Annotated in this window: 17 protein-coding genes, 1 tRNA gene and 2 pseudogenes; 15 read left to right on the forward strand and 5 right to left on the reverse strand. The window is 67.4% G+C overall.

Going from position 1 to position 21,876, the window contains the following annotated elements; translation table 11 throughout:
• Nucleotides 1–92: 92 nt before the first annotated feature.
• Nucleotides 93–1,150: pseudogene (locus tag G510_RS18860) on the reverse strand (IS3 family transposase); the annotation flags it as partial.
• 257 nt (nt 1,151–1,407) lie between these two features.
• Here G510_RS18860 and G510_RS18310 point away from each other — a divergent pair.
• Nucleotides 1,408–2,403, forward strand: a pseudogene (locus G510_RS18310) (recombinase family protein); the annotation flags it as partial.
• A gap of 624 nt (nt 2,404–3,027) precedes the next feature.
• Here the strand turns inward: G510_RS18310 and G510_RS0111285 are convergent.
• Nucleotides 3,028–3,111: transfer RNA gene (locus tag G510_RS0111285), tRNA-Leu, on the reverse strand.
• Nucleotides 3,112–3,278: 167 nt separating this feature from the next.
• Between G510_RS0111285 and G510_RS0111290 the strand changes: the two genes are divergently transcribed.
• The 10 genes from G510_RS0111290 to G510_RS0111335 all read left to right on the forward strand — a co-directional run bounded on the left by G510_RS0111290 (nt 3,279) and on the right by G510_RS0111335 (nt 16,107).
• On the forward strand, nt 3,279–4,019 hold the full coding sequence (locus tag G510_RS0111290; protein WP_029153710.1) for an FHA domain-containing protein: 741 nt from the start codon (nt 3,279–3,281) through the stop codon (nt 4,017–4,019).
• Nucleotides 4,020–4,024: 5 nt separating this feature from the next.
• Nucleotides 4,025–4,543, forward strand: a complete 519-nt coding sequence (locus G510_RS0111295) for an FHA domain-containing protein FhaB/FipA (protein ID WP_029153711.1) — start codon at nt 4,025–4,027, stop codon at nt 4,541–4,543.
• A 10-nt stretch (nt 4,544–4,553) separates the two neighbouring features.
• Nucleotides 4,554–5,804 (forward strand): PP2C family protein-serine/threonine phosphatase, encoded by a 1,251-nt coding sequence (locus G510_RS0111300; RefSeq protein ID WP_029153712.1) that lies wholly within the window; start codon nt 4,554–4,556, stop codon nt 5,802–5,804.
• Nucleotides 5,801–7,201 (forward strand): FtsW/RodA/SpoVE family cell cycle protein, encoded by a 1,401-nt coding sequence (locus G510_RS0111305; RefSeq protein ID WP_029153713.1) that lies wholly within the window; start codon nt 5,801–5,803, stop codon nt 7,199–7,201. The genes G510_RS0111300 and G510_RS0111305 overlap by 4 nt, the downstream gene beginning before the upstream one ends.
• Nucleotides 7,201–8,667, forward strand: a complete 1,467-nt coding sequence (locus tag G510_RS0111310; protein WP_029153714.1) for a penicillin-binding transpeptidase domain-containing protein — start codon at nt 7,201–7,203, stop codon at nt 8,665–8,667. The genes G510_RS0111305 and G510_RS0111310 overlap by 1 nt, the downstream gene beginning before the upstream one ends.
• Nucleotides 8,664–10,511 carry a serine/threonine-protein kinase gene (locus G510_RS16620; protein ID WP_084644335.1) on the forward strand — a complete coding sequence of 616 codons (1,848 nt, stop codon included), beginning with the start codon at nt 8,664–8,666 and terminating at the stop codon, nt 10,509–10,511. Before G510_RS0111310 ends, G510_RS16620 begins: the two co-directional genes overlap by 4 nt.
• Before the next feature lie 87 nt (nt 10,512–10,598).
• Nucleotides 10,599–12,437: a Stk1 family PASTA domain-containing Ser/Thr kinase gene (gene pknB, locus G510_RS16625; protein WP_342664733.1), complete on the forward strand. Its 1,839-nt coding sequence runs from the start codon at nt 10,599–10,601 to the stop codon at nt 12,435–12,437.
• 35 nt (nt 12,438–12,472) lie between these two features.
• A complete protein-coding gene (locus G510_RS0111325) occupies nt 12,473–12,715 on the forward strand; it encodes a cell division protein CrgA (RefSeq protein WP_029153715.1) in 243 nt (80 codons plus the stop codon).
• Between the two features lie 128 nt (nt 12,716–12,843).
• Nucleotides 12,844–14,544 (forward strand): HNH endonuclease signature motif containing protein, encoded by a 1,701-nt coding sequence (locus G510_RS0111330; protein ID WP_029153716.1) that lies wholly within the window; start codon nt 12,844–12,846, stop codon nt 14,542–14,544.
• A 528-nt stretch (nt 14,545–15,072) separates the two neighbouring features.
• Entirely contained in the window at nt 15,073–16,107 is a 1,035-nt protein-coding gene (locus tag G510_RS0111335) for a S66 family peptidase (protein WP_029153717.1), read from the forward strand.
• 54 nt (nt 16,108–16,161) lie between these two features.
• Here G510_RS0111335 and G510_RS0111340 read toward each other — a convergent pair whose 3' ends face one another.
• Nucleotides 16,162–16,950, reverse strand: coding sequence for a rhomboid family intramembrane serine protease (locus G510_RS0111340; RefSeq protein WP_084644337.1), 789 nt, complete (start codon nt 16,948–16,950; stop codon nt 16,162–16,164).
• Between the two features lie 148 nt (nt 16,951–17,098).
• Nucleotides 17,099–17,653, reverse strand: coding sequence for a peptidylprolyl isomerase (locus G510_RS0111345; RefSeq protein ID WP_029153719.1), 555 nt, complete (start codon nt 17,651–17,653; stop codon nt 17,099–17,101).
• 97 nt (nt 17,654–17,750) lie between these two features.
• Here G510_RS0111345 and G510_RS0111350 point away from each other — a divergent pair, with 97 nt between their 5' ends.
• Nucleotides 17,751–18,266 (forward strand): hypothetical protein, encoded by a 516-nt coding sequence (locus G510_RS0111350; protein ID WP_036323002.1) that lies wholly within the window; start codon nt 17,751–17,753, stop codon nt 18,264–18,266.
• A gap of 53 nt (nt 18,267–18,319) precedes the next feature.
• On the opposite strand, the gene aroQ is transcribed toward G510_RS0111350, so the two are convergent.
• Nucleotides 18,320–18,751, reverse strand: coding sequence for a type II 3-dehydroquinate dehydratase (aroQ, locus tag G510_RS0111355; RefSeq protein ID WP_029153721.1), 432 nt, complete (start codon nt 18,749–18,751; stop codon nt 18,320–18,322).
• A 120-nt stretch (nt 18,752–18,871) separates the two neighbouring features.
• Between aroQ and G510_RS0111360 the strand changes: the two genes are divergently transcribed.
• The 3 genes from G510_RS0111360 to G510_RS0111370 are packed head-to-tail and all read left to right on the forward strand — an operon-like array spanning nt 18,872 to nt 21,844.
• Nucleotides 18,872–20,605: a carbon starvation CstA family protein gene (locus G510_RS0111360; protein WP_029153722.1), complete on the forward strand. Its 1,734-nt coding sequence runs from the start codon at nt 18,872–18,874 to the stop codon at nt 20,603–20,605.
• Nucleotides 20,606–20,646: 41 nt separating this feature from the next.
• Entirely contained in the window at nt 20,647–20,871 is a 225-nt protein-coding gene (locus tag G510_RS0111365) for a cory-CC-star protein (RefSeq protein ID WP_425411294.1), read from the forward strand.
• 28 nt (nt 20,872–20,899) lie between these two features.
• Nucleotides 20,900–21,844, forward strand: coding sequence for an ArsA family ATPase (locus G510_RS0111370; RefSeq protein WP_029153724.1), 945 nt, complete (start codon nt 20,900–20,902; stop codon nt 21,842–21,844).
• Nucleotides 21,845–21,876: the final 32 nt, after the last annotated feature.

The raw sequence follows: 21,876 nt of genomic DNA on the forward strand, positions 1-21,876 counted from the left end.
AAGGCACCCTGCGGGCCAATCGTAAGCAAGGGTCAGAACGCTCCGGCCAGGACTACCTCATCCTTGCGGGATTCGGCAGAAACAGACTGACAGTCGTAGGCGTCGCCGACGGTCCCGATCGACGGGGCGATGCCCTCGAGGTCGAGGTGCTCGGTGTACCGGATCGACGTGTACTGGGCCCCGGCATCGCTGTGATGGATCAGATCCCCTGGTGAGACCGGATTTCCTTCGCGATCACGTTGCCACAGGGCGATCCGCAGCGGAGTCATGACGAGATCGGTGCGCATGCTGGAGCTGGCATGCCAGCCCACGATCCGCTGGGCGAACACATCCAGGACGAACGCGACGTAAACGAACCCCGCCCACGTTCTGACATACGTGAAATCGGTGACCCAGACGCGGTCGGGAGCCGGAGCGGTGAAGTCGCGATTCAGCAGGTCACCGGCTCGCTTCCCGTCCGGACCGGGGATCGTGGTGCGGATCTTCTTGACCCGCCTGACGCCCTCCAGGCCCAGGGTGCGCATCGCGCGGTCCACCGCGCCACGAGAGGCCCCGACCAGGCCCTCCTGGCGCCGGATCACGGCGAGCCACTTCCGCCGCCCGTACAGGCCCTCCGGCGTCATCTGCACCTGCCCGGTGACCGGGTTGAACTTCCATGCGAGCTCGCGGATCTTGTCCTCCACCAGAGCGTCTGTGACGGTGCGGGAAGCGATGCGGGCCGGCCTCTTCCAGGCACGGTAGGTGCGTGCAGCGATCTCCAGGCCCTGCTGGCGCAGAACGCGGAGGATCGACTCGACTGCATACCCTTCGGCGCGCATCTCGTCGATGAACGCGAGGATCAGCGGTTGCGGGGGTCGAGCTCCCCCGCGAAGAAAATCGAGGCCCGGCGAAGGATCTCGTTGTCCTCCCGCAGCCGCTTGACCTCGCCCTTCAGGCGCTTGACCTCGGCAGACTCTTCGCTCGTGACACCGGGGCGGGCCCCGTCGTCGACCTCGGCCTGGGCCAGCCAGCGCCGCACGGACTCCCGCGAGACACCTTCCTGGCGAGCGACCGCGGCCGTCGCCGCGGTCAGGGTGGAGTACTCCTGCTGGTGCTCCCGCACGAGCCGCACGCACCTCGCGCGCAGCTGGGGATCGATCTTCTTCGGCATGCTGTCCATCCTCTCGGACTCAAACAGCAGCGGCATCAAACCCGGGCCGATTCACACGCCAACCGCGACACCGAGCACGAGCCGGTGACCGTACGACCGGAAGTGCTGAAACTCAGCACGGACCGGGATCTCACTGCCGAAGGAAGGTAACATCACCACCCGCCCAGAACACGCACCGGCGGGGAGAAAGCCGAGGAACCGCCGCCATGCTGTACGCCACTGACACGATCGCACCACCATCCCCGCCCGCGGAAACGATGCTTGCTCCCGCAGTGACCTATCTGCGGGTGTCGACCAAGGAGCAGGCCACCAAAGGCGGACACGACGAGGGCTTCTCGATCCCTGCGCAGCGGGGCGCGAACCACGCCAAAGCCGACACCCTCGGCGCGAGCATCGTCAAGGAGTTCGTCGACGCGGGGGAGTCGGCGAAGAAAGCCGACCGTCCCGCGCTGCGGGAGATGATCGCCTACGTCAAGGCCCACAAGGTCGCGTACTGCATCGTCCATAAAGTCGACCGGCTCGCCCGCAACCGTGCCGACGACGTCGAGATCCACCTCGCCCTCCGCGAGGCCGGCGTGCTGCTGGTATCGGCGACGGAGAACATCGACGAGACCCCATCGGGGATGCTGCTGCACGGGATCATGTCCTCGATCGCGGAGTTCTACTCCGTGAACCTCGCCAACGAGGTCATGAAAGGCCTCGTCCAGAAAGCCTCCACCGGCGGCACCCCCATGCGCGCCCCGATCGGGTACCGCAACACCCTCCACCGCGACGACCTCGGCCGTGAAGTGCGCGGCATCACCCAAGACCCCGATCGGGCACGACTCGTCAAGTGGGCATTCACCGCGTACGCGTCCGGGAACTACAGCCTCGCCCAGCTCCGCACCGAACTCACCAAGAAGGGTCTGCGCAGCGTGCCGACGCCGAAACGTCCCGCACGTCCGCTCGGGCTATCGTCGGTGCACCGGATGCTGCAGAACCCGTACTACAAGGGCGACGTCGTCTACCGCGGCGTCCGTTACGACGGTGCACACGAGCGCCTCGTCGAGCCCGAGATCTGGTACCAGGTGCAGTCCGTGCTCCGCGCCCACGCCCAGTCCGGGGTCCGCACCCAGAAGCACGACCACTACCTCAAAGGCACCCTGTACTGCGGGCGCTGTCGCCAGCGGATGACGATCATCCACGCGAAGAACCGGCACGGGAACATCTACCCGTACTTCATCTGCCTGGGCCGCAACAACAAGCGCACCACCTGCGACATGCCCTACGCACCCGTGGACCGGGTCGAGAAGCTCGTCGCCGACTACTACCGGCGCATCACCCTCACCCCAGCGATGACCGACGCGCTCCGGGGGATGCTCACCCACGAGTTCGACCAGCTCACCGCAGGCACGAACCAATCCATCCGCGACCTCACCGAACGGCGTAAGCAGATCCTCGCCGAGCAGGACAAGCTCCTCGAAGCCCACCTCGCCGACGCCCTGTCCCTGGACCAGCTGAAGAAGTTCCAGACCCGGCTCCGCGCCGAACTTGACGGGATCGAAGCGCAGATCGCCGAGCACCACAACGACTACCAAGGAGCCCGTGCCCTCATCGACGGAGCTCTCGATCTCGCCCGCGACTTCGCAAAGATCTACGAGCGCTGCGACGAGCAGAACAAGCGCCTCGCGAACCAGACCTTCTTCACCCGCATCTACCTGAACGAGGGCGGCACCCTCACCGCCGACACCGCCGCACCCTTCGCCACGATCCTCGACGAGAACACGAAGCAGCAAGCCCTCACCTGGGCCGAAGCACGCTCGTCCTCAGACGAGGAGAGCGATGCTGTAACCCGAGACCTGTTTCTTCAGGCCCGGGTTACAACATCGCTCATTGAGTGCGCAAGGGGGGACTTGAACCCCCACGTCCGTAAGGACACTGGCACCTGAAGCCAGCGCGTCTACCGATTCCGCCACTTGCGCGCGGTGTCGACCAGAAGCCAACTGCCCGAGAATAGCATGGCCCGCGCGCACGCCGCGAATCAGGTCATCCGCAAGGTGTAGCTGGGGATCAGCCCGGGGTTCGATTCGGGATGTCAGGCGTGGCAAGTACCATGACGCTAACCGTCGACCAGACATCGAGGAGCACCGTGGGACTGCTTGACAGCTTTGAGAAGGGTCTTGAGCGTGCCGTGAACGGCGCGTTCGCCAAGACCTTTCGCAGCGGCATCCAGCCGGTGGAGATCGCCTCGGCGCTCCGGCGCGAGATGGATACGCGCGCGGCAGTCGTCAGTCGCGAGCGCATCCTCGCCCCCAACAGCTACGCCGTGCGGCTGAGTACCGCCGATGCCGATCGCATGCGCACTCTCGGGCCGTCGCTCTACGACGAACTTCGCGCCATTGTGCAGAAGCACGCGTCGTCACAGGGGTACAGCTTCTCCGGCCCGCTCGTGATCGACGTGCAGCCGAGCGAGCAGGTGTCGACCGGCACGATCGACGTCACGAGCTCCGCGGTCGAGGGCCAGGTCTCGTGGCAGGCGGTTCTCGATATCAACGGGCGACGTCACACGATCACGCGCGCACGCACGGTCATCGGGCGCGGATCTGATGCGGACATCACGATCTCCGACGCCGGCACCAGCAGGCGCCACGTCGAGGTGCTGTGGGATGGCGAGCGCGGCATGGTGCGCGATCTCGGATCCACGAACGGATCCCGCCTCGACGGGCAGCGCGTCGAACGCGCCGGGCTCACCGACGGGCAGACGATCACGATCGGGCGCACCGACATCGTCTTCCGCGTCATCGCCTCGGCGAGCGCCCAGGCGGCACGGCTCCCCGGCGGAGACGATGCGACGCAGATCATCAATGAGTTCCACGGGGGCCGCCGATGAGCGAACTGAGCGAGCTGACACTCTTCGTCCTCCAGTACGGATTCCTGCTGCTTCTGTGGGTGTTCGTCTTCGTGCTCATCTTCGCCCTGCGCGCCGATGTCTTTGGCGGTCGTGTGCGCAAGCTCCCCGAATCCCAGCAGGTCACCCGCCCGCCCGCGGACGCATCGTCCCCGCAGGCCGAGACTGTCGCGCACGGAGTGCTGCCGGCGGCGCCGCCCGCCGCGAGCTCAGCCGCGAGGATCGTGATCACTTCCGGCCCCAAGTCGGGCCTCGAGATCCCCCTCGGCACCGAGCCGCTCACGATCGGGCGATCGGGCGAATCGGGCCTCGTGATCCGCGACGACTACACATCGAGCCACCACGCGCGCCTCGTGCGATACGCCGACCAGTGGATGATCCAGGACCTCGGGTCGACGAACGGCACCTTCCACGACGGCCAGAAAGTCAGCCCGAACTCCCCCGTCGCGATCCAGCTCGGCGCGACGATCAAGGTCGGCGCCACGACGTTCGAGCTGCGGAAGTAGCCCGCGCCGAATGGTCTTCGAGGGCTCCAGCGCCGCGATCAGTCACACCGGACGCGTGCGGTCGAACAACCAGGATTCGGGCTATGCCGGCTCGAATCTCTTCGTCGTGGCCGACGGAATGGGCGGCCACGCGGGCGGAGACATCGCCTCGGCCATCGCCATCAACCGGCTGAAGCACCTCGACCGGCACTTCGACGCCCCCGGCCAGGCGGAAGAGGCGCTGCGCGAGACGATCGTCTCCACGGCCCAGGATCTCGTCGACGCCGCCGCGAGCAAGCCCCAGCTGGCGGGGCTCGGCACGACCGTCAGCGGCATCGTCATGGTCGACGAGTACGCCGTTATCGCGCACATCGGCGACTCGCGCATCTATCTCTACCGCGACGGCGAGCTCACCCAGATCACGACCGACCACACCTTCGTGCAGCGTCTCGTCGAGACGGGCCGCATCACGCCCGAGGAGGCGCGGTTCCACCCGCGCCGATCGGTTCTGATGCGCGTGCTCGGCGATATGGACGCGCACCCCGAGGTCGACACGTTCATCATGCCGACCCGTCCGGGCGACCGGTGGATGCTCTGCTCCGACGGCATGTCCGGCGTCGCCGACGAGGCGCACATCGCCAAGGCCATGCGCCAGGAGCTGCCCCCGGCGCGCACGGCCGACTCCCTGCTGAAGCTGGCCCTCGACGGCGGCGCCCCCGACAACGTGACGGTCATCATCGCCGACGTCGGCGGGCAGCACCCCCTCTACACGGGCACCCCCACGATCGTCGGCTCGGCGTCGAACCCCGACGGCGTGGACATCCCCGCGAGCCGCTCGCTGCTGCCCACCGGCTGGCTGCACCCGCAGCGCGCCGCGGCGAACGAGCCGAGCCACTTCGAGCCCGACACCGAGTACCTCGAAGAGCTCATCGCCGAGGACCGCCGGCGCTCGCGCCGCCGACGCATCATCGGCGCGGGCCTGTCGGTGCTGCTCATCGCCGCGATCGTCGCGGCGGGCGCGCTCTTCTACGGCTGGACCCAGACCCGCTACTACGTCGGAACCGACGAGGACAGCGTCGTGATCTTCCAGGGCATTCAGCAGTCGATCGGGCCCATCTCGCTGTCCGAGCCGCACGAAGACACCGGGATTCTGCTCATCGACCTGCCCTCGGCGTGGCAGATCCGGACCGAGGAGACGATTCCCGCGAACTCCCTCGATCACGCCCAGCAGATTGCCGACAACCTGCGCTCACGTGCGAACGATGCCGGAGGTGAGAAGTGACCGACACCGTCGAATCCCCCGCGCCCGATCGGCGCGTGAAGAAGGAGCTGCGCCGCGTGCAGAAGGCCCAGCGCCTCCGCAATCGCGAGCTCCTACTGCTGGTGTTCGCGTTCGCCATCACGGGCGCCGCCTTCGTGCTCGTGCAGTTCGGCGCGCTCGGTCACATCGAACTGCCGATCCTCGTCATCGTCGCGGCCGCCTGCGCGCTCACACTGGTGCTGCACATCGTGCTGCGCGTGCGCGCGTCGCAGGCGGATCCGTTCCTCGTGCCGGTCGCCCTGCTGCTCACGGGCCTCGGCACGGCGATGATCTACCGCCTCGACCTCGCGTACGAGGCGAACCAGGGCATCGAGAACTCGAACAACGGCCAGCATCAGCTGATGTTCGCGATGCTGTCGATCGTGCTGTGCATCGTGCTCGTGTGGGCGCTCAGCAACCACCGGATCCTGTTCCGCTACACCTATATCTTCGGCTTCGTCGGCGTGATTCTGCTCGCCCTGCCGTTCGTGCCGTTCCTGAACGGCGGCGGCAACGCGGTCGTGTGGATCACGGTGTTCGGCTTCAACTTCCAGCCGGGCGAGATCGCCAAGATCTGCCTCGCGATCTTCTTCGCGGGCTACCTCGTGCGCACCCGCGAGTCCCTCACGTCGACGGGCAAGCGGGTGCTCGGGTTCACCTTCCCGCGGGCGCGCGAGTTCGGCCCGCTGCTCGTGATCTGGCTCATCTCGATGGGCATCATCGTCCTGCAGCGCGACCTCGGCACCGGAATCCTGATCTTCGGCATGTTCGTCGCGATGCTCTACGTCGCCACGGGCAAGACCGGTTGGGTGCTGATCGGCGTCTTCCTCGCGGCCGCGGGGGCCGTCGCCGCCACCTTCGTGATGCCGTACGTGCACAACCGCTTCAACGCGTGGATCAATGCGTTCGACAGCGACCTCTACAACGATCCGACGGGCGGCAGCTACCAGCTCGTCAACGGCATCTTCGGCCTCGCGCACGGAGGAATGTTCGGCACGGGCCTCGGCCAGGGCCGCCCCGATCTCACGCCCGTCGCCGGCAGCGACTACATCGTCCCGAGCCTCGGCGAAGAGCTCGGGCTCGTGGGCGTGTTCGCGATCCTCGCGCTCTACCTCGTGTTCGTCAGCCGCGGCGCCCACGTCGGCGTCGCCGGCCAGGACGACTTCGGCAAGCTGCTCGCCACGGGGCTGTCGTTCACGATCGCCCTGCAGGTGTTCATCATGGTCGGCGGCGTCACCCGCGTGATCCCGCTCACGGGCCTGACGACGCCGTTCCTCGCGGCGGGCGGATCCTCGCTCGTCGCCAACTGGCTCATCGTCGCGATCCTGCTGCGCGTCAGCGACGCGGTGCGCCGTCAACCGAGGGTGGTGATCGGCTGATGACCAAGGAGATCCGACGCCTCTCGATCATTGTCGCGTTCATGTTCGTGGCGCTGTTCGCCTCGACGAGCGTGATTCAGGTCGTGCAGGCGAGCGCGCTGAATGAGGATCCGAACAACCGTCGCGCCCAGTACGACCGATACGAGGTGCGCCGCGGCCCGATCATCGCGGGCGGCGAGCAGATCGCGCGCTCGCAGGCGACCGACGACGAGTTCGCGTACCAGCGCGTCTATGAAGAATCGGACCTGTGGTCGGGCATCACGGGCTGGATCAACCCCGTGCTCGGCAGCGAGACAGGCCTCGAGCAGGCCATGTCCCAGGAGCTCAGCGGGTTCGCCGATTCGGGCTTCCTCGCGCGCCTGAACCAGATCGTCACGGGCCAGGAGCCGCGCGGATCCTCGCTCGAACTGACCGTGGATCCGACCGTCCAGCGCGCGGCGCGCGATGCGATGACCAGCATGGGCTACTCGGGCGCCGTCGTCGCGATCGAACCCGACACGGGGCGGATCCTCGCGCTCGTCACGACGCCCGGATTCGACGCGAACGCGCTCACCTCGCACGACGTCGATCAGGTCACGGCGGCGTACGACGAGCTCAATGCCGACGAGCGCAACCCGCTGATCAACCGCGCCCTGAACACGCTGTACGCACCGGGATCCACGTTCAAGCTCGTCGTCGCGGCAGCCGCCCTCGCCTCGGGCGATTTCACGGCCGAGAGCACGTTCGACAACCCGTCCGAGTACACGCTGCCCGGCACGTCGTTCAAGATCCGCAACGCGCCCTTCGGCCCGTGCGGCGGCAGCTCGGCCGAGACCGTCTCGCTCGCCGATGCGATCACGTACAGCTGCAACATCCCGATGGCGCAGCTGGCGGAAGAGCTCGGTGAGGACGCGATCCGCGAACAGGCCGAGAAGTTCGGCTTCGGATCGTCGTTCGACACGCCGATCGCGTCGGCCGTATCGTCGTACCCGACGGGCATGAGCGACGACAAGCTCGCGCAGACGGGGTATGGACAGTACGACGTCCGCACGACGCCGCTCCAGGTGGCGCAGTGGACGGCGGCGATTGCGAACGACGGAGTCGAAATGGATCCCTGGCTCGTCGATCAGATCGTCGGCGACGATCTATCGGTGCAGAAGAAGTACGACCCGTCCGAGCGCGGACGCGCCCTCGACGCCGACGACGCCGAATCCGTTACCGAGATGATGGTCTCGTCGGTAGCGGTCGGTGCGTCGTCGAATGCAAGAATAGAAGGCGTTGACGTGGCCGGTAAGACGGGCACCGCGGAAAACGGCCCCGAGGATCCATACACGCTATGGTTCGCCGGGTTCGCGCCCGCGGAGAATCCGGAGGTCGCAGTCGCGGTCGTAGTAGAAGACGGCGGCGGCCAGGGTCAATCAGGTGACGGAAACACGATCGCGGCTCCTATCGCGAAGAAGGTCATGGAGGCGGTGCTCGCACAATGAGGCCAACCCAGGGTGTGACATTCGGCGGGCGTTACGAGCTGAGTTCCCGCATCGCAATCGGCGGCATGGGCGAGGTGTGGGAAGCCACTGACCACGTCATCGGTCGCACGGTCGCGATCAAGATCCTCAAAGACGAATACATGGGGGATCCGGGCTTCCTCGAGCGCTTCCGCGCCGAGGCGCGCCACGCCGCTCTCGTGAACCATGAGGGCATCGCGAGCGTCTTCGACTACGGCGAAGAGACCGGATCCGCGTACCTCGTCATGGAGCTCGTGCCGGGCGAGGCGCTGTCGACGCGCCTCGAGCGCGACAACAAGCTGTCGTCCGACACGGTGCTCGACTACATCTCGCAGACGGCGTCGGCGCTGCAGGCCGCGCACGCCGCGGGTCTCGTGCACCGCGACATCAAGCCGGGAAACCTGCTGATCACGCCCGACGGCCGCGTCAAGATCACCGACTTCGGCATCGCGCGGATCGCGGATCAGGTTCCGCTGACCGCGACCGGCCAGGTCATGGGCACGGTGCAGTACCTCTCGCCCGAGCAGGCTTCGGGCCACCCGGCGAGCCCGGCGACCGACATCTACTCGCTGGGCATCGTCGCGTACGAGTCCCTCGCGGGCAAGCGTCCGTTCACCGGTGAGTCGCAGGTCGCGATCGCCATGGCGCAGATCAACGACACCCCGCCGCCGCTCGATCCGTCGATCCCGACGCCCGTGCGCCAGCTCGTCATCGCCATGATCGCGAAGAAGCCGAGCGACCGTCCGGCGTCCGCGGCGGCCGTTTCGCGCGCATGCAACGCGCTGCGTCGCGGCGACATGAATGCGGCGATCGCGGCCGCGCCGATGATCGCCGCCGGCGCCGGCGCGAGCGACGAGATGACGCAGCTGCTCGCGGGCACCGGCTCGGCGACGCAGATGATGCCGACCACGTCGCCGCTGCCGCTCGGCGCCCCGGGCCCCGGCGACGATCCGAAGAAGAAAAAGAAGCGCAGCCCGTGGACGGGCCCGCTGATCGCCCTCATCATCCTGCTGATCGTCGTGATCGGCGGCGCGGTCTGGGGCATCACTGGCGGTCTCTTCGACGGCGACGAGGATCCGAACGGTGCGGGCGCGACCCCGTCGGCGCAGCCGAGCGCGACGTCCGAGCCGAGTGCCACGCCCGATCCGACCCAGACCCCGTCGCCGACGATGGTCGACGTCAGCGCGCTCGGCCTCGAGGGCATGACGTGCGACGCTGCGGCGAGCACGATCTCCGAGCAGAACGCCGAGGTCACGCTCGACTGCCAGCCGGGAGAGACGGCAGCGAGCACCGAGGACCAGGTCGGCCAGATCTACAACGTCGAGCCGCGTGGTTTCGTGGCGGTCGGCACCACGATCACGGCGACCACCTACGGCGACCTTGTCGAGATCCCGGCACCGGGGTCCGCTCCGACGTTCTCCGAGAGCGAGCTCGTGCAGGGAGGAACGGCGCAGCTCAATTGGTCGCCGTACACCTGCCCGAGCGGCACCGGCACGTTGCAGGGATACAACGTCACGGTCGAGGGCGCGGTGTTCGACGACGGCAGCGAGGATCGCGTCTTCGGGCCCGACGGATACGTCACCCAGGTCACGATCAAGGAGGGCGCGCAGTACGTCGGCGCCTCCTACCGCGCGATCTGCGCGTCAGGCGACAACCAGCGCTTCTCCGAGGCCGCCTCGATGGAGCCGGTCGCGACCACCTCGCCTTCTCAGCCGACGGCGCCCGCCAGCCCGACCACGGCCCCGGGCCAGAGCAACCCCGAGGGCAATGCGAACGGTCAGGGCAGCGGCAACGGCCAGGGCGCCGGCACGACGGGGGCGGAGTAGCCGTAGGTGCGCTCATCGGAAGCCGTCAGTTCTGCTCGGTTAGTCTGACGAGACGGAATGACGAGACCGCGCCGGGGAGGGGATGACGTGTCTGACGAACCGACCCAGGCTATGAGTGCGCCGGTGCAGGAACAGCGCGTCCTCTCGGGCCGCTACCGCGTCGACTCGCTGATCGGCAAGGGCGGCATGGCCAGCGTGTATCGCGGCTATGACCTGACGCTCGGCCGCACCGTGGCGATCAAGATCCTGAGCCGCGAGCTCGCGAGCGACAACACGTTCCGCACCCGCTTCCGCCTCGAGGCGCAGGCGGCGAGCCGCATGGCGCATCCGTCGATCGTGCGCGTGTACGACGCGGGCGAGGACCTCGACGACGACGGCATGGGCGGCACGACGCACACGCCGTTCATCGTCATGGAGCTGGTGCGCGGGCGGCTGCTGAAGGACGTGATCGCCCAGGACTCGGTCTCGACGGACGACGCCGCGAGCTACGTGGACGGCATTCTCGAGGCGCTCGAATTCTCGCACCGGGCGGGAGTGATCCACCGCGACATCAAGCCGGCCAACATCATGGTGACCGACGACGGCCACGTGAAGGTGATGGACTTCGGCATCGCGCGGGCCGTGAGCGACACGTCGGCGACGGTCGCCGAGACGACGACGATCCTCGGCACTGCCGCCTACTTCTCGCCGGAGCAGGCGAAGGGCGAGCCGGTCGACCTGCGCGCCGACATCTACTCGACGGGCGTGGTGCTCTACGAGCTGCTGACGGGACGCCCACCGTTCATCGGTGATTCGCCGGTCTCGGTCGCATACCAGCACGTGCGCGAGGCGCCGATCCCGCCGACGAAGGTTGTGAAGACGGCCCCGCCGCAGCTGGATCCGGTCGTGATGCGCGCGCTCGCGAAGGATCCGGAGCAGCGTTTCGCCGACGCGGCGACGTTCCGCGAGGAGCTCGACGCGGCGCTCGATGGCAAGACGATGTCGCGTCGGCAGCTGGCGATCCTCACGGACGAGCTGTACGGCGAGGGCCAGCAGCTGCACACCGAGAACGAGCACACGCTGACGCAGCTCTCGAGCGACAACGGCGTCACGCGCACGCAGTCGGGTCCGCCCGTGGCGTGGGTGTGGGCGGCGATCGTGCTGCTCATCGCGCTCGTGGCGGCGGTCGCGTTCTGGGTCGTGAAGACGGATCCGCTCGAACTGCGCGCCGCAGACACCGTCTCGGTCACCGACGTTTCGGGCTGGAACGAAGAGGCCGCGGTCGAAGAGCTCGAGGGCGCGGGCCTGAAGGTTCGCGTCGTGACGGATCCGAGCAACGAGGTCGCGGAGGGAACCGCGATCGAGACGGATCCGGCCTCCGGCACCTCCCTGACGATCGGGGCGCCCATCGAGGTCCACATCTCGGGCGGGCCGCTCATGGCGACGATTCCCGAGCTCGTGGGGCTCAGCGAAGACGCCGCGCGCGACGCGATCAGCGGCGTCGAGGGGCTGAGCCTCGGCAAGATCCTGCCGGTGAACGACGCGGAGGCCGCGGCAGGGGCGGTCCTCACGGCGGAAGTGGACGGATCCGCCGTCGCCGCGGGCGACGAGATCCTGCAGGGCGCGACGGTCGATCTCACGGTCGCGACGGGCCGCATCACGGTGCGCAACGTCGAGGGCCTCGCGATCGACGCCATCACGTCGGAGCTCGAGGGCATGGGCCTGACGGTCAAGATCGCCGAGGACAGCCACTGCGAGGCGACCGAGACACCGATCGTCAGTAAGCAGGATCCGGCGGCCGGCGACGTTCCGATCAAGTCGACCGTGACGCTCACCAAGTGCACGGGCGAGGATTCTGAGTCGGGGTCTGAGGGGTCTGGGTCAGAGGGCGCTGAAGGTTCCGGGTCGAGCGATGGCCCGGTCAACAAGGCCGACGAGCGCCGGTGACACGGGCCTCGTCCCACCTCCCGTAGACTGACCCCATGGCACGTAAGAACCGCGACGACGCTGACGACGAGATCACCCACGTACCGGGTGAACCCCTGCCGAACCCGTCGTGGTTCCTGCCGGTGATGGTGGCTTTCTTCCTGATCGGGCTGGTGTGGATCCTCGTGTTCTACGTGTCGGGCACCGTGTACCCGATCCCGGGCATCAGCTATTGGAACCTCGCGATCGGCGGCGGGCTCGCGTTCATCGGCCTGCTGATGGCCACGCGCTGGCGTTAGCCCTTTTCCCTTTCGGCGCCTCACCCGTTATCGGGTGGGGCGCCGTTCTTATGTGCGGTGTGATGCGAATCCGAGATTCGTACTCGAATTTTTCTTCGAATGTCGGGGGTTCGTTCTAGCGTGGTCTTATGGATCAGGAACGCATCGCGACACGGATTGAGGGGCTCACGGGCGCCGAGCGTGCGCGGGCGGGGCAGCTCGTGGGCGAGCTCGCTGATCTCGATCGGATGATCGCACGGGCCGAGGGGCGGAAGGCGGCGGTGGTCGCGGAGTTGGCGGCGATCGCGCACGCCGAGGGGGCGCGGTCGATGAACCCGGATGGGGTCGATTACGCACGGCGGGCGATGGCGGCCGAGGTCGCGGCGGTGACGCGAACGCATCCGGTGGCGGCGAAGAACGCGCTCGAGGAGGCCGAGGTCCTCACGGCCGACTTCCCGCAGACCCACGAGGCGCTGGCCGCGGGGCGGATCTCGGCCCGGCATGCACGGGTGATCTGTGAGGCGGGTCGGAAGATCGATATCGGGGTGCGGGGTCTGCTCGATGGTGATGCGGCGGTGCTCGCGGAGGAGCGCACGCCGGGGGATATGGCGAAGATCGTGCGCAAGCGGGCGGCGGAGATCGCGGCGTCGTCACTCGGTGAGCGGCACGAGCGGGAGCGGAAGCGCCGGTTCGTGTCGGTGACGGATCTGGATGATGCGATGAGCCGGTTGGTGATGTATTTGCCGACGTTCGAGGCGCATGCGATCTATGACCGGTCGACGGCGTTGGCGAAGGTCGTGAAGTCGGATCGCACGAAGACGCGGGCGAGGTGGCGGCGGCTGGCCGGGCACCCGGTCGAGGAGTGCTGCGGGGCCGCGGAGTGCGTTTGTGCGCGGGTTCGGGGCGCGGGGCGCGATGCGGGCAATGGCGATGAATTCGATGGTGCGAAACTCGACGGCGAGGCTGTCGCGGTGACTGATCACCGCACGCTGGACCAGCTGCGCACCGACATCCTCACCGACCTGTTCCTCGGGGCGACCCCGACGGGGCACGATCTCTACACGGCCGGTGGCGAACGCACGCTCGAGAATGTGACGGCGAGCGTGCAGGTCACGATCCCGGCGAGCATGATCATCGATCCGGGCCGCGACAGCGAACGCACTCGCGGTGCAGGGTCGGCGTGGCTCGATTCCGGGTCGCTTCTCGCACCAGACACGGCCAGGAAGGTCGCGGGGCGCACCCCAGGGTGGGAGCGTCTATTCATCCGAGAACGCACGGGTGTTATCGAGTATGTCGACCACTACCGGCCGTCGTCGGCGCAGCGGCGATCTCTAATCGGTCGCGATCTCACCTGCCGGTTCCCGGGGTGTACGACGCCGGCGCGCAAGGCCGACATCGATCACACGCACGACTACGCGCGCGGCGGGAAGACAACGCTGTCGAATCTGGCGTGCCTGTGCGAGGGCCACCACGTGATGAAGCACCAGTCCGGATGGGGCATGCGGCAACTCCCGGGCGGCGTCATCGAGTGGACCAGCCCCACGGGCCGCACCTACCAGCACCAACCCGAGAGCCGCGTCTACTTCCGAAACTCGCCGGAGGCCCCGGGCGAGAACTCCGCACACGCCGAGTCATCGGCCGAGACACCGGCCGGCATGGCGGCCGACGTCGGACCGCCACCGGCTCCGGGGGCACCTGAGCCGACGACGAGTGGCCCGACCACCGTTGACCCGCCACCACGCTCGATCAATCGGACGCGCTCGGCAGAAATCTGGTCGGGCGGAGACGACGAGCCCTACGGACCACCGCCGTGGATGCCCGGCCCGTCCACCGACGCACCGCCGGACTGATGGTTCGCGGCCCCCGGAACGAAGGCGCTCACGGTTCATCGTCAATGGAACGCGGTGCACAGCACACGGTTCGCAGCTGCCGGACAACCTGCCCACGGCTCGCGCGCCGTGCCACGGCCCAGGGCCCACGGACAGCACACAGTTCCCGATTGCCACGGGTCGCCACCCGCCGCGCGCCTCAATCTGGATGGCGTGAGCGCCCACGACAGGGCCACCGTGAGGCTCACGCCTCTCAACGAGGGACGCTCTCGGCGCATGAGTTACACCGGTGTAATTCTCCACAGATCGCTCCCCAGGTGTGAATAACACACGTGTGATTCTCCCCAGCTGGGGATAGATCTGTGGATAACCCTGGAAAACTGGTCCATTTTCGTGGAGAACGGTGTGCACAACTGGCATTGAACGGTGAATGAACACCCTCCCGATGTGGACAACTCGCGTCAGACTGTGGATAACTCCGGCCACAACCGCGAAAAGACGCGCGACGGCGCTTCACCCCACGATGGCGGCGCCCTCTAAAGTGGACCGATGCAGATTCTGCCCAAACTGGCCACCGGTGACCGTGTCGCGGTCCTCTCTCCGGCGTTCGCCGCCCCTGCCGTCGCTTCGGAGCTGCACGAGCAGGCGATGACGCGTCTCACGGAGCTCACCGGTCTTATCCCGGTGGAGTACGCGACGACACGGGAGTTGGGTGCGACCCCGGAAGCACGGGCAGCTGACGTAAATGCAGCGTTCGCCGATCCGAGCATCCGCGCGATCCTCGCAACGATCGGTGGCGACGACCAGATCCTTGTCACGCCGCATCTTGACGCACGGCTTGCGCAGGCCGATCCGAAACCCTTCATCGGATACAGCGACAACACCAACATCCTGAACTGGCTGTGGGCTCTCGGCATCCCCGGTTTCTACGGCGGCTCCACGGCGGTGCATCTGGGTCCAGGATCGAGCGTCGACGACATCCACCTGCGCTCACTGCGCGCGGCTCTCGTCGACGGCGGCGAGATCGAACTGACCGAACCGGGCGAGTCCGAAGACGTCGGGCGGCGCTGGGACGATCCTCTCGCGCTCACGGAGCACGGTGATCGCACACCGACCGACGCCTGGAGCTGGGCCGGCCCTCCGGTGCGGGTCGAGGGACGCACCTGGGGCGGATGCCTCGAGGTGATCGACGAGCTCGCGCTGGCGGACCGCGTCCCAACAGCCGAGGAGCTCGAGGGCGTGATCCTGATCGTGGAGACCAGCGAAGAGCGTCCGCCCGCAAGTTGGGTGGCTCGTTGGCTGCGCGGCCTTGGTGAGCGCGGCCTCCTGGCCGCGGTCGCCGGCGTGATGGTCGCGCGTCCGCCCGTCAGTGACTTCGATTTCCGGCCCTCGGCCGCCGAGTCGCAGGCTCTGCGAAACGCACAACGCGACGTCGCCATCGAGACCGTGCGTCGGTACAACCCGGATGCCGTCATCTGTGTCGGCGTGCCGTTCGGGCATACGCGACCACAGTGGATCGTGCCCTACGGAGGACGCATCGTGCTCGACGGCGCCCAGCAGAAGGTGTTTGCCGACTACCGCTGATTCAGCCGAGAAGGGCGCTGCACGCGGGCAACCGGCGGGCCGCACCCCGCCCCATCAGAGCGAGAGCGCGAGCCCGAATGCGGGCAGCAAGAACACCGCCGCGATCCCGACGCCGACCGCGCACAGCAGGGCGATCTGGAGCTTCTTCTGCTTCGGGCGACGAGTGCGCACGAGGACGAAGCCGACGATCGCGCCGACGATGAGCCCGCCGACGTGCGCCTGCCAGGAGATCTGACCCGCTCGAACGAATCCGAGCACGAGGTTGATGCCCAGCACGATGTACAGCCCGGTCATCTTTGCGCCGAGCGACCTGCCGATCACCAGGAGGGCGCCGAAGAGCCCGAACACAGCCCCCGAGGCTCCCACGACCGGCGTGCTGAACCCGAGTACCGCGACGGCGGCGGATCCGCCCGCAGCGCTCAGCAGATACGTCGCGAGGAAGCGTCCCGAGCCCATCATCGGCTCGAGCGACCGCCCGACCATCCAGAGCGTGAGCATGTTGAGTCCGACGTGCCAGAAGCCGGAGTGCACGACCGCGGCCGTGAGAATGCGCCACGGCTCGAACGTGCCGGTGATCTCCGGATAGAGATACGGAGCCCAGAACAGCAGCCAGCCCTGCACGTCGAGGCCCGGCACCACGCGGCCGAGCATCTGCAGCAGGTAGACGACCGCCGTGACGATGAAGATCGCCGTCGTCATGCGCGACCCGCCCGCACCGTACGAAACGGCGGCCGCGGATCCGCGCCCCCAGCGCCGCGCCGCGCGCTTCTGCGCCGGCGTGCGGCTCTTCTTCTGCTCCTTGATGCACTCCGGGCAGATGTGGCCGACCGAGGCCTGCGTCATGCACTCGGGGCAGATCGTGCGCGTGCAGCGCTGACACAGCACGAAGCTCTGCCGATCAGGATGCCTGTAGCAGTAGTTGTCGGGGTTCTGAGAGTACGACGACGTCACTGCGGGCGGATCCTGTTCTGGCAGAGCTTCGTGCCGGGTGTCACAGCTTTTCGATGTCGATCGAGCTGAGGACGACGTCTTCGGTCGGACGGTCGTTCGCGCCCGTCGCGACGCCCGCGATCGCGGCGACGACCTTCTTCGAGTCTTCGTCCGCCACGGCGCCGAAGATCGTGTGCTTGCCCTGCAGCCACGGAGTCGGGTCGGTCGTGATGAAGAACTGCGATCCGTTGGTTCCGCTCATGCCGCCGAACGAGTTCGGGCGCTTGCCCGCGTTCGCCATCGCGAGGATGAAGGGCTCGTTGAAGTTGAGTTCCGGGTTGATCTCGTCGTCGAAGTTGTAGCCCGGACCGCCGATGCCCTGTCCGAGCGGGTCGCCGCCCTGGATCATGAAGCCCGGGATGATGCGGTGGAAGACGATGTCCTGGTAGAGCGGACCATCGCCCTTCTCGCCCGTGCGCGGGTCGGTCCACTCCTTCTCGCCCGTCGCGAGACCGATGAAATTGTCGACCGTGACGGGTGCCTGGTCGCCGAAGAGGTTGATGACGATGTCGCCGTGGTTCGTGTGAACGGTTGCGACGGCCGTGTGCTGAGTCATGTGTCCATTCTTTCAGACATCCCCCAATACATCGCCGCATCGGGCAAGTGCATGGCAGTATGGGGACAGAAACATACCTCGGCGGAAGGGCACACCAGTGAGCGTCAGCCTCAGCAAGAAGCGCAAGAAGGAACTCCGCAAGCTGCAGGGTGCGGCCGATAACGTCATGCAGGCGCAGCGCGAGGTCGCGGCCGAAGCCGCCGAAGTTGCGCGCGCCGCTGGTCGCCAGCTGCAGCAGATCAACCGCGAGATCATCGCTCCCGAAGCGAAGAAGAAGTACGAAGAGTACGTCGAGCCGTACGTGGATCGCGCAGCACCCTACGTGCGCGACGGCTACAGCCGCGGCAAGAAGTTCTTCGACAAGAGCGTCATCCCGGCCGCCGGCTCGGTGATCGGTCGCGCCGCGGGCGCGTACGACGCCACGGCCGCGAAGCTCGGCAAGCGCACCCTCGTCGTCGAGCCCCCGAAGAAGAAGACCTCGGCCGGCGCCGTCATCGCCGCGATCCTCGGAATCGCCGCCGCAGTCGGCATCTTCGTCGTCGCGTGGAAGGCACTCAGCGCCGAAGACGAGCTCTGGGTCGCCGACGAGGCGATTTCGACGCCCGACGCGTAGGACGTCACGAAAAAGGCGGGGTCCCCACGGGGATCCCGCCTTTTCTGTTCGGTCTAGATGATCGCCGCGAGGCGGTGCACCGCGAACGCGTATCCCTGAATTCCCGCTCCCGCAATGACGCAGCTCGCCAGCCCGCTGAGGTACGAATGGTGCCGAAACTCCTCGCGCGCGTAAACATTCGAGATGTGCACCTCGGCGAACGGCAGTTCGACCGCCTCGAGCGCGTCGCGGATCGCGATCGAGGTGTGCGTGTACGCGCCCGCGTTGATGACGACCGCATCGCAGTCCTCGCGCGCCGCATGGATTGCGTCCACGAGGGATCCCTCGGAGTTCGACTGCACCGCGCGGATCTCGATGTCCTGCGCCTCCGCGGCCTCCCGCGCGATCCCTTCGACATCGGCGAGCGTCGTCGTGCCGTACATCTCGGGTGCGCGCGTGCCGAGGAGGTTGAGGTTCGGGCCGTTCAGCAGGAGGATCCGCGTCATGGGGCCAGCGTAGCCGGTCACCGAATCGTTGCTGAGCGCGACCCCCGTCTGCGATAGGTTGGCAGAACGTCGCGTCGGCAGAATCAGCCTCAGCGTCAAAGACGACAAAAGGACAACGCCATGGACTCAGTACTTCTGCTGGTGATCGGACTCGCGATCTTCGCCGCCGGATACTTCGTGTACTCCAAGTACCTCGGAAAACGGGTCCTCAAGCTCGACCCCGCCTTTCGCACGCCCGCTCACGAGAAGAACGACGGCGTCGACCACGTCCCGACGAACAAGTTCGTGCTCTGGGGGCACCACTTCACCTCCGTCGCCGGCGCCGCGCCCATCGTCGGCCCCGCCGTCGCCGTCATCTGGGGCTGGCTCCCCGCCTTCCTCTGGGTCACGATCGGCACGGTGTTCTTCGCGGGCATGCACGACCTCGGCGCCCTGTGGGCATCCGAGCGCAACAAGGGCCGGTCTATCGGCGCCCTCGCCGCGCGGTACATCGGCAAGCGCGGCTCGTATGTGTTCCTGCTCGTCATCGGCCTCCTGCTGCTCATGGTCATCGCGGCCTTCGCCGTCGTCATCAAGGATCTGCTGATCGCAAGCCCCTCCACCGTGATCCCCGCCTGGGGCGCGATCCCCCTCGCCGTGCTCGTCGGCCTCGCCGTCTACAAGCTGCGCTGGAACCTGTCGGTCGTCACGATCATCGGCGTCGCCACACTGTACGCGCTCATTTGGATGGGCGACCGCTTCCCCGTCGTGCTTCCCGAGCAGATCCTCGGCATGAGCCCCGGAACGTTCTGGATCGTCGTCCTGTTCGTCTACGCCGGCGTCGCGTCGCTGCTTCCGGTGTGGCTGCTGTTGCAGCCGCGCGACTACATCAACGGCGTGCAGCTCTTCGTCGGGCTCGGGGTCCTCTTCATCGGCACCCTCGTGGCCGGCCTGGTCTTCGGAAACAGTTTTGTTGCACCCGCGATCAACACCGCGGTGCCCGAAGGCACGCCCGCGATCTGGCCGCTGCTGTTCGTCACGATCGCGTGCGGCGCGATCAGCGGTTTCCACGGCGCCGTCGCCAGCGGCACCACGTCCAAGCAGCTCGACAAAGAGCCCGACGCACGCTTCGTGGGCTATTTCGGCGCCGTCGGTGAGGGCCTGCTCGCGCTCGGCGCTATCATCGCCACGACGGCGGGCATCAGCTCGGTGGCACGCTGGGAGGAGATCTACTCCGCGTTCAACGATGGCGGCGTCAACGCGTTCGTCGAAGGCGGCGGCAACATCATCGAGATGGGCCTCGGCCTTCCCCAATCGCTATCCGCAACCGTTCTCGCCACGATGGCCGTGCTGTTCGCGGCGACCACCATGGACACCGGCGTGCGCCTCCTGCGTTTCGTGTTCCAGGAGGCCGCGGAAGTCATCGGCTTCAAGCTGAACAACATCGTCGCCACGCTCGTTACGCTCATCCTCTGCATGGCGCTCGTGTTCAGCCAGGGCGTCGACGGATCCGGCGGCCTCACGATCTGGCCGCTGTTCGGCACGACGAACCAGCTGCTGGCCTCGCTCACGCTGATCATCGTGTCGATCATGCTGATCCGCAAGCGCCGCAACTACTTCGTGGCACTGGTCCCGCTCGTGCTGGTGTTCATCGCCGCCTTCTGGGCGGCGATCATCCAGCTCGGCACGTTCTGGAATGGCGGTGAGGACACGAACTGGCTGCTGCTCGTGCTCGACATCATCATCGTCATCGCCACCGTCTGGGTCGGGATCGAAGGGACCGCCGCAATGCGACGGGCCGCGAACGAACCGCCCGAGCAAGAGGATGCCGACGTGACGGATCACCTCACCGGACGCGTGCCGATGGTGAAGTAGCCATGTCGTTCTCGTCGCGCTGGGCCGCCTTTTCGCAAGGATTGAGCGACTTCTATACGGGCCCGTACCGTCGCACGTTCGCACGGTCCCAGCGCGACGAGGACGACCACTTCATGCTCGTGGTACTCGCCGAATCCCTCGGCGTGCCCGACCCCGCCGCCTACTACACCGCCGAGCTGCTGCCAGCCGTCTACGAAGACTTCCACGACTGGCATCAGCGCGCCGGAATGGAGCGCAGTCCCCTGGACCACATCTCGTGCTGCTGATGCCCGCGACGCCGATCGGGGTCGCCGCGTGAGCGACCTCCTGATCGCTACCGGCGAGCGCCGCGCGATCTTCGTCGGCGGCAAGGGCGGCGTCGGCAAGACGTCAGTCGCGTCGTCGCTCGCGCTCGCGCACGCGCGGCGGGGATCCCGTGTGCTCGTCGTGTCGACGGATCCCGCGCACAACCTCGGTCACCTCTGGGAGACGCGCGTCGGAGACGACGCCGTCACCCTGTGGGAGGGAGACGAGGGCCGCGTCGACGGCGTCGAGATCGATCCCGCGCGCACCGTCGACGCGCACCTCTCGGCTGTCGCCGAGACGATGACCCGCCTGCTCCCCGAGAACCTCCACCGTGCCGCGCGGGATCACCTCGAGTCGGCCCGAGACGCCCCCGGCACGCACGAGGCGGCCGTGCTCGAGCGCGTCGCCGAGACCCTCGAGGCCGGCCTCGACTCCTACGACCTCGTCGTGTTCGACACCGCCCCCTCCGGCCACACGCTGCACCTGCTCGCGATGCCCGAGCAGATGACCGGCTGGACCGAGAAGCTGCTCGCGAACCGAGACCGCTCCGAGCGCTATGCCGTCGCCTACGGCTCGCTCGGCGGCACGAAGGACACCTCCGACCGCGACGCCGAACTGCGCCGCATGCTGCTGCGTCGCAAAGCCCGCTTCTCGCTCATGCGCGACAGCCTCGCGGATCCGCGCCGCACGGGGTTCGTGATCGTCACCGTCGCCGAGCCGATGCCCATCGCCGAGAGTCGCGAGGTGGCATCGCAGCTCGCCGAGCTCGGCGTTCCGCTCATCGGCGTCGTCGCCAACCGGCTCTCTCCCGCAGACCTCATGCCCCTGCGCCGGTCGCGCGAGGACGCCCTGCTCGAGGCGCTCGACCTCGGCGCGCCCATCACGCGGATCCCACTCATCGACGAACTGATCGGCCTGCCGTCCCTCGAGCGCCTCGCGTCGGCGCTCGCGTAATCGTTCCCGAGTGCCCGATTGTCGTTATGAGC

The organism is Microbacterium gubbeenense DSM 15944 (assembly GCF_000422745.1).
Lineage (GTDB): Bacteria > Actinomycetota > Actinomycetes > Actinomycetales > Microbacteriaceae > Microbacterium > Microbacterium gubbeenense.